Annotated in this window: 10 protein-coding genes; 1 reads left to right on the plus strand and 9 read right to left on the minus strand. The window is 37.3% G+C overall.

The features are described 5' to 3' along the window. Positions 1-76 precede the first annotated feature (76 nt). The 7 genes from IGL49_RS09150 to licT all read right to left on the minus strand — a co-directional run bounded on the left by IGL49_RS09150 (position 77) and on the right by licT (position 9,622). Positions 77-1,945 (minus strand): ABC transporter ATP-binding protein, encoded by a 1,869-nt coding sequence (locus IGL49_RS09150; RefSeq protein WP_002356577.1) that lies wholly within the window; start codon positions 1,943-1,945, stop codon positions 77-79. After that, the gene (locus IGL49_RS09155; protein WP_002367144.1) at positions 1,942-3,669 is read right to left on the minus strand and encodes an ABC transporter ATP-binding protein; all 1,728 of its coding nucleotides are present in this window, start codon (positions 3,667-3,669) and stop codon (positions 1,942-1,944) included. Before IGL49_RS09155 ends, IGL49_RS09150 begins: the two co-directional genes overlap by 4 nt. 20 nt (positions 3,670-3,689) lie before the next feature. Then, entirely contained in the window at positions 3,690-4,367 is a 678-nt protein-coding gene (locus IGL49_RS09160; protein ID WP_104854936.1) for a TetR/AcrR family transcriptional regulator, read from the minus strand. Positions 4,368-4,515: 148 nt separating this feature from the next. Next, positions 4,516-5,085, minus strand: coding sequence for a guanylate kinase (locus IGL49_RS09165; RefSeq protein WP_104854935.1), 570 nt, complete (start codon positions 5,083-5,085; stop codon positions 4,516-4,518). A gap of 181 nt (positions 5,086-5,266) precedes the next feature. Continuing rightward, positions 5,267-6,712 carry a glycoside hydrolase family 1 protein gene (locus tag IGL49_RS09170; protein WP_104854934.1) on the minus strand — a complete coding sequence of 482 codons (1,446 nt, stop codon included), beginning with the start codon at positions 6,710-6,712 and terminating at the stop codon, positions 5,267-5,269. 24 nt (positions 6,713-6,736) lie between these two features. Further along, positions 6,737-8,617 carry a beta-glucoside-specific PTS transporter subunit IIABC gene (locus IGL49_RS09175; RefSeq protein ID WP_104854933.1) on the minus strand — a complete coding sequence of 627 codons (1,881 nt, stop codon included), beginning with the start codon at positions 8,615-8,617 and terminating at the stop codon, positions 6,737-6,739. Positions 8,618-8,779: 162 nt separating this feature from the next. Then, positions 8,780-9,622: a BglG family transcription antiterminator LicT gene (gene licT, locus IGL49_RS09180; protein WP_104854932.1), complete on the minus strand. Its 843-nt coding sequence runs from the start codon at positions 9,620-9,622 to the stop codon at positions 8,780-8,782. Positions 9,623-9,911: 289 nt separating this feature from the next. Here licT and IGL49_RS09185 point away from each other — a divergent pair, with 289 nt between their 5' ends. Further along, a complete protein-coding gene (locus tag IGL49_RS09185; protein WP_104854930.1) occupies positions 9,912-10,538 on the plus strand; it encodes an FMN-dependent NADH-azoreductase in 627 nt (208 codons plus the stop codon). Between the two features lie 61 nt (positions 10,539-10,599). On the opposite strand, the gene IGL49_RS09190 is transcribed toward IGL49_RS09185, so the two are convergent. Then, the gene (locus tag IGL49_RS09190) at positions 10,600-11,769 is read right to left on the minus strand and encodes an AI-2E family transporter (RefSeq protein ID WP_104854929.1); all 1,170 of its coding nucleotides are present in this window, start codon (positions 11,767-11,769) and stop codon (positions 10,600-10,602) included. Positions 11,770-11,773: 4 nt separating this feature from the next. Next, positions 11,774-12,142 (minus strand): PTS glucitol/sorbitol transporter subunit IIA, encoded by a 369-nt coding sequence (locus tag IGL49_RS09195; RefSeq protein WP_164982974.1) that lies wholly within the window; start codon positions 12,140-12,142, stop codon positions 11,774-11,776. Positions 12,143-12,209: the final 67 nt, after the last annotated feature.

Consider the following 12,209-nt stretch of genomic DNA (forward strand, 5'->3'; position numbering starts at 1 on the left):
AGGCTTCAGGAACCAGTCTTTACGACTATGGCTCCGTCAGCCCCATCACGAATTACTATTTTTTTTGCTTCGCCTTTTAGGCTACTTCTTCTGAAAACTGACTGTTATATAAATCAGCATAAAAACCATTTTTCGCCATTAATTCATCGTGGGTTCCTGTTTCCACAATTGATCCTTCTGCCATAACGATAATCGTGTCGGCATCACGGATAGTCGACAAGCGATGAGCAACTACAAAGCTGGTCCGATTTTCCAATAAACGATTCATTGCTGCTTGAATCAGTATTTCTGTTCGAGTGTCCACACTTGAGGTGGCTTCATCCAAAATTAAAACGTCTGGATTTGCTAAGAATGCTCGAGCAATTGTAATTAATTGTCGTTGACCTTGAGAAATATTGCTGGCTTCTTCATTTAAAATCGTTTGATAGCCTTCTGGTAATTTTCTGACAAAGTCATCCACATGGGCTGCTTTCGCCGCACGGATCACTTCTTCTTCGCTCGCTTGGTCATTGCCATAATGAATATTGTCATAGATACTTCCAGTGAACAACCAAGTATCTTGAAGAACCATTGAAAAGTGTGCTCGCAACTCTTCGCGAGATAAATCGCGCGTATCAACGCCATCATATTTGATGCTGCCGCTACTAATATCATAGAAGCGTTCCAATAAGTTAATTAGGGTTGTTTTCCCAGCACCTGTTGGGCCCACGATTGCGACCATTTCCCCAGGTTTAACATTTAAATTGAAATCTTTCATTAATAATTTCTCTGGTGAATAACCAAAAGCAACATGTTCAAAAGAAACACGATAAGGACTATCTGTTTCCACTGGTACTCCAGAAGGTTCATCCACCATTTCTTCTTCATCTAATACTTCAAAGACACGTTCTGCCGAAGCCACCGTAGCTTGGATTGTATTCATTAAATTAGCGATTTGAGTAATCGGTTGTGAAAATTGATTGGTATATTGAAGAAATGCTTGGACATCCCCTAAATCCATCATACCATTCGCTACTTTTACGCCACCAAGGACTGCAACAAACACATAGCCTAGATTTTTGATAAAGTTCATTAAAGGCATAATGATTGCTGAAATAAATTGTGCTTTGCGACCAGCATGGTATAATTTTTCATTTTCTTTTTCAAATACTTCTTGATCACTTTCTTCGTGGTTGAAACTTTTTACTACTACGTGACCACCGTAGGTTTCTTCGACTTGGTTATTCAATAATCCTAAGCTTTTTTGTTGAGCCGCAAAATGTTTTTGCGAGCGAGGCGCCACAACCATCACAACAATTAAACTTAATGGCACTGTTGCTAAGGCAATTAGTGTTAACTGCCAGCTAATGGTCAGCATCATCCAAAGTACGCCCACAAATGTCACGATACTGGTAATTAATTGGGTTAAGTTTTGTTGTAAAGTACTCGCAATATTATCCATGTCGTTAATTGCCCGCGACATGATGTCCCCATTACTATGAGTATCATAATAGGAAATTGGAACTTTGTTCATTTTCGCTTCTAATTCTTGACGTAATTCATAAACTGTTCGCTGTGAAACACGTGTCATAATTACTTGCTGCAAGAAATTAAAGACAGCCGAAATAAGGTACATGGCAATAACAATTAATAAAATTTGACCGATTTTGTCAAAATCAATTGGAAAAGATGTTATTTTTAAGCCTTGTTTCATTTCAGCAGCGCCTTTCATGACGCCTTTAAAAATTTCAGTTGTTGCCTGTCCTAATACTTTTGGTGTTTGAATTTGGAAAACGACGGCTGCGATTGCTAATACTAAGACTGCAATAATTGACAGCATTCGTTTAGACATGTACCGAAATAAACGTTTCACTGTTTTCCAGAAATTTTTTGGTTTTGGCCCTTTTGCGCCAATGTTGCGTCCTGGTCCACCGCCCATTGGTCCGCCTTTTGGTCGACTACTCATGCAAGGTCCTCCTCTCTCAATTGAGAATGTACAATTTCTTGATACGTTTGATTATTCGCTAATAACTCTTCATGCGTTCCTTTACCAACTAATTTCCCTTCGTCTAATACTAAAATTGTCGATGCTTCCATAACCGTACTTACACGTTGGGCCACTAAAACAACAATTGCATCCGTCATCTGCTCTTTTAAGGCTTTTCTTAAATTAGCATCTGTTTTGAAATCCAATGCAGAAAAGGAATCATCAAAAACATAGACATCTGCTGGTTTTACTAAAGCACGAGCAATAGCCAACCGCTGGCGTTGTCCGCCAGAAAAATTACCGCCGCCTTGTTCGACATGACTATCCAAACCTTCTGCCAATTCTGAAACAAACGCCTTTGCCTGCGCAATTTCTAAGGCTTGCCAAATTTCTTCATCGGTCGCATTTGGGGCGCCGTATTGCATATTTTCACGAATCGTTCCTGTAAATAAAACAGCCTTTTGCGGTACAAAGCCAATCATTTCTCGTAAATTATGCTGTGACGTATCTTTAATGTTTTTACCATTTAGCAAAATCTTGCCAGATTCAACATCATAAAAACGTGGTAAAAGATTAACCAGCGTTGTTTTACCAGAACCAGTCCCACCAATAATTGCGACCGTCTCCCCAGATTTTGCTGAAAAATCTATATCTTCCAGTGCTAAGTTTTCAGCATGCTGGTAACGATAATTAACATGTTCAAACGCCAATGTTGCTTCGTCTCCTTTTAGAGAGAGCAGTTCTGGGTTAGGTACATCTTTGATTTCTGAATCAGTATTTAGCACCTCGTTAATCCGATCAGCAGAAGCTTGCGCCCGCGGTACCATGACAAAAATCATGGATAACATCATGAAACTCATCAGAATTTGCATGGCATAAGTCATAAAGGCGATTAAGTTCCCTACTTCAAGTTGCATTTCCGCAATATAATGACCGCCAAACCAGGTGATTGCAATATTGGTACCACTCATAATGAGTGTCATTAAAGGAATCATCAAAGCGACAATCGTATTCACTTTAATCGCCGTTTGTGTATAATCCTTATTGGCTTCATCAAAACGTTGTTCTTCATAGTTTGCTTTGCCAAAGGCCCGAATCACACGAACCCCTGTCAGTCCTTCACGAAAAACTAAATTTAAACGGTCGGTTTTCTTTTGCATGCTTTTAAATAACGGAACCGCTAAAAACATGATACCGCCCACTAAAACAGCCATAATTGGTAAAACATATAGAAAAATTTTCGTTAATTGTGGGTCCTTGTTATACGCCATAAAACTTGCACCAATTAACGTTAAAGGTGCATTAATCATTAAACGTAAAAACATTTGCATAACCATTTGAATCTGATTGACATCATTGGTTGTTCGTGTAATTAGCGAAGCTGTCCCAAATTTGTCAAATTCATTATTAGAAAAATTTTCAACTTTTCGATAAATATCGGTCCGTAATTTTTTTCCTAAACTTTGTGATTCTTTGGTGGCAAAAAAGGTATTTCCAATAGAAGCGACAATGCTAATCAAAGAAAAGCCTAACATGACAACTCCTGTACTCCAAATATAGTTAATATCTCCTTTAGCAACACCGTCATTAATGATATTAGATGTTAAAGTGGGCAGATATAAATCTGCGATAATTTGTACAATCATAAATAAAACTGCTGCAAAGACTGACCATAACGACATTCGTTTGACTAGTTTAATCAACTAACTTCTCCTCCTTTTTGTTACTTATAAGCGCCATTTTTCAACCAATTTAATTTCATTTTTAATTGTTTGACTGCTTCAGTTGAATCATAGGCGGGATTTTCTCTTTGTTGACGATACCCATCAACAATTGTTGAGAAAACGGCATGCATCGCCGTCTGCATGAACCACGTGAATTCTTTTGGCGTTTCAATAGTTAATTTCGAACGATCGATTATTTGATAAAGATGTTCTGCATAGGCAGCATGGCCTTTTCTTTCTCTATGCTTGTGACAATGCTGTTTCCTATTTTTTTCTTCTTCCCCAGTCGCTAAATTATCCGTCACCCGACGTGAAGCACGATAGTCCATGTTGACAAACAAATTCCGATAAAAAGAAGCATTCTCTCCAGTTAGCACTTCGACAATCATTTTGGAGAAATAGACATCCATGGCTTTGATTAAATCGCCATCTTCTGCAATAATTTGTTTCTCTAAATCTCGTTCACTATTTTTTCTTAATGTCGCAAAGTAATAAAAATACAAATCTTCTTTGTTCTCAAAATATTGATAAAAGCTACCACGAGGAATTTCCGCTAATTTAACAATATTTGCAATTGACGCTTCTTGTAAAGAATGGCGCGAAAATTCAATCTGCGCAGCATCTAGTAACCGTTGTTGCTTTTCTTCTGGCAAATGAAAAAACGTATTCGTAGGCATATTTGTGTTCCTCCCTTTTATGACACATCGTCATATGACACCATGTCATTATAGCACTCTCTATTCAGAATGCAAGTTTTTTACAAAAAAAAATCAAGCGCCTAGTAAGACAAAATTGATGTTAGATTTTGTCTTATCAGTTACTTGATTAATAATATTGCTTGATACACTTTTGTAAAAAGTCAACGACCTCTTTTATTGAGCCATTGGCATCTATCCGTTGATAATTAGGATATTGTTCCAATTGGTTTTTGATAAGAATTTCTTGATCATATAGGTTTAAACGTTCTTCAATAATTTTAGGATCGGATTCCCGCTGCTTTAAGCGTTGATAAATATTTTCTTTGGAAACGTCAAAAAAAACTGGAATGACGGACTCGCCGAAACGCTCAAAGACCGCTTGAAAACCTGGAAAAGTTAACGCATTATAGGCTGGATGCTCTTTCGTTGTTTCAATGATGGCAGCTACACCGACACCGTAATAGTTTCCGTGGTAAAAATCATACTCCACTAACTGGTTGGTTTTAATCAAGGTTTGAAAACTTGCTTTTGTTTCAAAATAGTAATCCACACCATCCACTTCATCCAATCGTTTTTTCCTCGTAGTATGCGAGATAACTTTATAGTTTTTCGGAAAAACCTTACTTGTAATTGCGGTCTTGCCAGAACCACTAGGACCCATAATAACAAAAAACGGATGTTGTAATTGCTTATTCATTAGAAACGCTCCTCTCAGTTGTTTCTATTATAACGTATTGTGCACTATTTTGAAAAATTGACAAAAAAGAGCTTGGGCCAAAAATCACTTTGGATTTTTGGCCCAAGCTTAAAAAGTGATAAACGGTAGGAACAGAAGCAACAATCTACTACGATTATCTTGTTTTGTTTAATTACAATAACTAGTCTAAGTTTTGTCCATTAGTTTCAATAACTTGTTTGTACCAATTAAACGATTTTTTTTCATAACGGTTTTTAGTACCATTTCCTTCATCGTCTAAATCAACGTAAATAAACCCATACCGTTTACTCATTTCACCTGTGGAAGCACTAACTAAATCAATACAGCCCCACGGCGTATAGCCCATTAAATCGACGCCGTCTGCAACTGCTTCTGCCATTGCTTCAATATGACGACGCAAATAATCAATCCGATAGTCGTCTGCCACATAGAAATTTTCGTCGACTTTATCAATTGCACCTAAGCCGTTTTCCACAATAAATAAAGGTTTTTGATAACGATTATATAATTCATTTAGGGCGATTCGTAAACCTTCGGGATCAATTTGCCAACCCCATTCACTTGCTTCTAAGAAGGGATTTTTAACGCCGCCTAAAAGATTCCCATTTGCTGTATCGTTGGTAGTACCAGTAACATCGACAGCAGTCGACATATAATAACTAAAGCCAATGTAATCCACTGGGTATTCTTTTAATAATTCTAAATCTCCTTCTTCAATGACTAAGTCTTTCACCGCATATTTTTGATACATGCGTTCTGCGTATGCTGGATATTCACCACGAACTTGAACATCTGTACAATAATAATTAAACTCTTGGTTTTCAATCATTGTAGCAACTTGATTGACTGGATTCGAATCAATGCCATACGTTGTTGCATAAATAATCATACACCCAATTTGTAATTCTGGATTTAATTCATGACCAATTTTTACAGCTTTACTGCTTGCAACAAATTGATTATGCCATGCTTGGAAAATATTTTGATAATCATTGGCTCCATTACTTTTCACCAATCCTTGACTAAGTGCTGGGAAATGGAAAGCTGAATTAATTTCATTGAATGTCATCCAATAGTTAACTTTTTGGTGGTAACGGGTTAATACAGTTTCCGCAAAACGTTCGTAAAAGTCAATCAATTGACGATTTTTCCACCCGCCGTATTCTTTCGCTAAATGCAGTGGCATCTCATAATGAGAAATCGTAATTACTGGTTCAATGTTATAGCTTAAGCATTCATCGATAACCGCATCATAAAATTTCAAACCGGCTTCATTCGGTTGTGTTTCATCTCCTTGAGGAAAAATACGCGACCACGCAATTGAAAACCGGTAACATTTGAAGCCCATTTTAGCAAACAACGCAATGTCCTCTTTAAAGCGATCATAGTGATCAATTCCTGTATGATTAGGGTAGCGATATTTCGTTTCGTCAATCGTCCAATCAAACGCTTCATCTCCTAAAATAGCGAAACGTTGTTTTCCTCCCGGCATCGCATCTGCCACAGATAAACCTTTACCATCGGCTAAGTAAGCCCCTTCTAATTGATTGGCTGCGGTCGCACCGCCCCATAAAAATCCTTTTGGAAATTTTGTCGTTGTTGTCATGCTTGTTCCTCCTCCAATTATCTTTTATTTAATAATGGCTAAAAAGTCTTCACCATGTAACACATCTGTTTGGTTCATATCCAAAACATCTAAATAATCCTTCGTATTCGTTACCACAATCGGCGTAACTACTGGATAACCAGCTTCTTTAATGGCAGCAATATCAAAAGTAACCAGTAAATCTCCTTTTTTAACAGAATCTCCTTGTTTCACTGATAATTCAAAGCCTTTACCATCTAATTCGACCGTATCCATGCCAATATGCATTAATAATTCAACACCCTCTGTTGTCGTCAAGCCAACAGCATGTCCTGTCGGAAATAATGTGGTGATTTCACCATCTGCGGGTGCATACAGTTTGCCTTCAGTCGGCTCAATTGCAACACCTTTTCCTAAAGCACCTGAAGCAAAAACAGGATCTTGTACTTTTTCTAGCGGTAAAATTTCACCTTGAATTGGACTTGCTAAAATAATTTTGTCTTCTTGATTCGGTTTTACAGGTGCCACCATCTTATCAGTTTCTGTTTTTTCAGTTGCTGTTTCTGGATTAGGTTGATCTTCAAAACGTAAGACAAACGTTAAGACAAACGCAATGATAAAGGCAATTCCGGCACCAATCGCACCAGTAATCATCGGTGCAGTATCTTTTGTCTCTGCAGGAATAAAGCCAGGCAAACTCAACATACTAACCAAGCCAAACGTAAAGTTTTTCACGTGATTCATAGCCACAAATGCACCACCGATACCGCCACCAATACAAGCCGCAATAAATGGTTTTTTCAATGGTAAAGTCACGCCATATACAGTTGGTTCAGTAATTCCAAAAATAGTTGTAATGCTTGAAGACAAAGCCAAACCTTTTAGTTTCACATTTTTTGTTAGGAAAAAGACAGCTAAAGCAGCCCCGCCTTGTGCAATAACGGCTGGTAATAACATTGGTACCATCGTATCGCCACCTTGTGTTAAGTTTAACATCATAATTGGTACAAAGCCCCAATGCATACCAAACATTACCAAGACTTGCCACAAAGAACCCATTAATAACCCTGCGATAATTGGACTAAAAGCGTAAATTGCGTTGTATCCTTGTCCCAACCAATCGCCGATGACCGTCCCGATAGGACCAATAGCTAAGAAGGTAACAGGTGCCATAATAAGGAAAACAGCTAACGGAACGCAGATAATTTGTAGAAAACTCGGAATTACTTTTTTGAAGAAACGTTCAACATAACTTTGTGCAAAAACAGCCAAAATAATTGGTAAAACCGAAGAAGTATAGCCACTTGGCCCAATAATCACTGGAAGACCAGCAAAGCTAATTGTTTTGCCTGCTAAAGCAGTAATGCTGGGATGAACCAAGGCCATCGCCAAAGCAACCGCTAAAAAGGGATTAGTATTGAATTTTTTAGCAGCCGTAAACGCTAACATAATTGGTAAGAAAGTAAATAACCCGTCTGCAATCGAAAAGAGCACAAGATATACGCCTGAAGTGTCAGCTAACCAGCCCATAGTGACAGCTAAGGTTAAGAAACCTTTTAGAACCCCAGCACCGGCCATTGCACCTAAAAACGGTGTAAAAATAGAAGAAATAATATCAATTAAACGGTTAAAGACATTTCCGCCACTTTCTTTTTCTCTAGTATCAGAATCATTACCTAGTCCACTGTTGGCCATCAAATCCTTATAGACATCACTAACGTGACTGCCAATAACCACTTGATATTGTCCTGCACTTTGAACTACCTGAATAACATCTGGGTCAGCATTCAATGCAGCTGTATCTGCTTTATTTTCATCTTTTAATTTAAAACGTAAGCGCGTAGCACAGTGAACAACACTATTAACGTTGCCTTCGCCCCCAACAGCTTTTAACACACGTGCTGCAATTTCTTGATTTTTACTCATCTCTAGGTCCTCATTTCCATTAATTTTTAATATCAAAAAAACCTACATTGAAAAAGAGCCAGATCCTTCTCTTCACAGCTGCGCAGTCTGCGAAAATCGTTATCGGTTTTTTCAATCTAGGTTTTGCCTGCATTATCAGTAACAATCCGCGATTATTGGTTGTTATGTCTTTTTATCATTGACCACTCTTTGGATATGAATGGTTAAATAAATCATTTCCGCTTGATCAATTGGTCGATCATAGCTTTTTAATAAATACTCATTAATACGTTGGGCCGCTTGAAACGCCTTAGGATACTTTCCTTGGACCAATGCAAAAAGAAATTCATCCTCTTCATCATGCGCTTCTTGTTTTAAATAACGTTGCGCAAAATATTGAAGATGTGTAACAATTCGTTGATAGTTCAATGAATCTTCGTCAAACACTTGTCCAAAGTAGCGACTAATAATCGTTAAAATATCTCGAACCATTTTGGTTGCTTCCATGGTAACTTCCATATTGCCATTTCCTTGTTCAGCATTCACAATATGAAAAGCAATGAAGCCCGCTTCATTTTCTGAAAATTGAACCGTTAGCTTTTCAGCAATAATCGTTAATGCCTGCTTAGCAATTTCAAATTCTTTAGGATAAAATTTGCGTGTTTCGAATACAAGAGGATTCGGAATATCAATTCCTTCTTTGGCTCGAAGTAACGCATAGTGAATATGATCCGTTAAAGTTAAATAAATATTTGATGAAAGCTCAATCGCTAGCGTTTTTTCTGCTAAATCAACGATTTGTTTGACGACTTCTACTTCTTTGGTGGGAACGTCTTCAAACAACTGTTGGAATTGTCCTGCCATAGCGGAGTCCTTTAACACGAATTCCTTTTCAACATAATCTGGATTGATCGTGTCTCCAATCTTCTTTTGAAAGGCTAAGCCGCGTCCCATATAAACAATTTCTTCGCCTTGCTCATTTCTTGAAAGCACGACATTATTATTTAAAACTTTTTCAATCCTCATGATGAATGCAACCTCACTTTTTTATAAAAAAAGCCCAGAATCCCTCCACTGATTGTGTTAATGGAAGACTCTGGTTTTGCCTGCAAAGCAGTAACAATCCTTATTTACAAAGTAATAATAGCATGCTTTTTTTTAATATGCAAGCCTTTTCAAAAAATATTTTTCGTCTTTTAGGCTATTTTGAAAAAAAGTTGACTAAATCTCAAAAAAAGACTTGCTTTCTCTTACTTTTTATTAGTAAAATAGAGATGTTGAATTTTTAAACTATTTATTTTAAGGAGATTACACAATGTCAAAATTATTAGTTGTTAAAGCACATCCATTAACAAAAGAAGAATCACGCTCAGTTCGTGCGTTAGAAACATTTTTAGCTTCATACCGTGAAACAAATCCATCAGATGAAATCGAAATTTTAGATGTTTATGCACCAGAAACAAACATGCCGGAAATCGATGAAGAATTATTATCTGCTTGGGGCGCACTTCGCGCTGGTGCAGCATTTGAAACATTAAGCGAAAACCAACAACAAAAAGTAGCTCGTTTTAATGAATTAACTGATCAATTTTTATCTGCAGACAAAGTAGTAATTGCTAATCCAATGTGGAACTTAAACGTACCGACACGCTTAAAAGCTTGGGTAGATACAATCAACGTTGCTGGAAAAACCTTCCAATATACAGCAGAAGGACCAAAACCGCTAACAAGTGGTAAAAAAGCCTTACACATCCAATCAAATGGTGGCTTCTACGAAGGAAAAGATTTTGCTTCTCAATATATTAAAGCCATTCTAAACTTCATTGGTGTTGATCAAGTTGACAGTTTATTCATCGAAGGAATTGATCATTTCCCTGATCGTGCGGAAGAACTTTTAAATACTGCCATGACTAAAGCAACTGAATACGGTAAAACATTCTAAATTTTCCGAGTGATTTACATCAAAAAGAGACAAGCAGTTCGTTCACTGCTTGTCTCTTTTGTTACGTAGATTCTTGTTGATCTGGCTTATCTTCATCATACAAACCTGATACAATTTGGTACCACTCAAAAATGTGAGTAATTATCACCTTAGCTGCGGCGTAAACAGGAATTCCTAAAATCACGCCGACAATCCCAAATAGTTTACCAGACGTTAATAAAACAACCAAAATGGTGACTGGATGAATGGATAACTGACTGCCTAGGACAAGTGGCGAAATAAAACGCCCCTCAACTGTTTGCTCAATGGCAAAAACAATCAAGACTTTAATTAACAAAGCTGGCCCACTGACAATTCCTAAAAAGACTGCTGGAATCATGGCTAAAAATGATCCTAAATAAGGGATTAAATTTAAAAAGCCTGCTGCAATACCTAAAGTGACTGCATAATCTAAGCCAATTACAGAAAAACCAATCATAAACATAATTGCCACTGCGAAAGCGACAGTTAATTGTCCCCTAATATAAGAAGAGACTTGATCATTGACTTCTGTAAGGACTTTTAGGGTTGGTTTGCGCATCTTCACTGGTAAAAACTTCATTAAATAGGGCGCTAAGTTTTTACCATCTTTCAGTAAATAAAATAGAATAAATGGCATCGTAATGATGGCGACAAAAATCGTAGCCACCGCCCCAAAGAAATTACCAATTCCTTGTACTGTGAACGTTGAGACGTTTTTAATAATGGTGCCTAATGAACTGACAACTTTATCGCCTGCCGCTTCAAGTTGTTCTCTAAATTGCGCGAAAAGTGGATCACTTAATATTTCCTGTGATTTTTGATCAATTGTATCAATATATTGAGGAAAATGATTCACAAAGCTGACAGATTGTTCGCGAATTTTAGGAACGATTACAATGCCACCCCAAATGAGTAGTGCCACAATTAAAATAAATAGGCCGATAATACTCCACACACGTGAAATTTGTTTTTTCTCTAAATAATCGACAATCGGATTTAATAAATAATATAAAATCCCCGCCATAATTACTGGTAAGCCGACAACGCCGAAAAACTGCCAGACGGGCTTAAATAAATAAGAAACTTTCGTAAAAGTTAGAATAATTAACAGCACCAATAAGACAATCAGTAAGGCTGTTACTACTTGATTATTTAAAAACCAACGCCAAAACCAAGACAGGCGTTTGTCAGTCGTTTGTTTTTTCTCCATTGATTCACGCTCCATTTACTAAATAATCAATTGTTGTTCCAATCGTTATTTTTGGTAACTGATGGGGCGTTAAATAAACACCGTTCCGGATAACTTCTTCCTCGTCGGTTGGTGCATCAGCAAAGATTAAAGTGCTGTGAGCGATACTTTGCAAGTTACTATTGGCAAAAGAACCCACTTTTGTGATTGTATAGTTTGTCTCGCCAATTTTCAGATGATCCCCTTCTGACAAGGTGACTTGTTCTTTTTCTGGGAATGATTGAATAACCGCATGTTGTTTCAAGGTATCGGTAGCAGTTTCTCCAAAAAGAATAATCAATTTTTCTGAATCATCGATTGCATGTTTGCCTATTTCTGTTACTGTTGCTTGCATCTTCCATCCCACTCCTTCATTATCTTACTTCTATTATTATAGCATAGAATAAAATAGATATTCAGGA

This window comes from Enterococcus sp. DIV1337a, assembly GCF_051712285.1.
Classification (GTDB): Bacteria; Bacillota; Bacilli; order Lactobacillales; family Enterococcaceae; genus Enterococcus; species Enterococcus faecalis.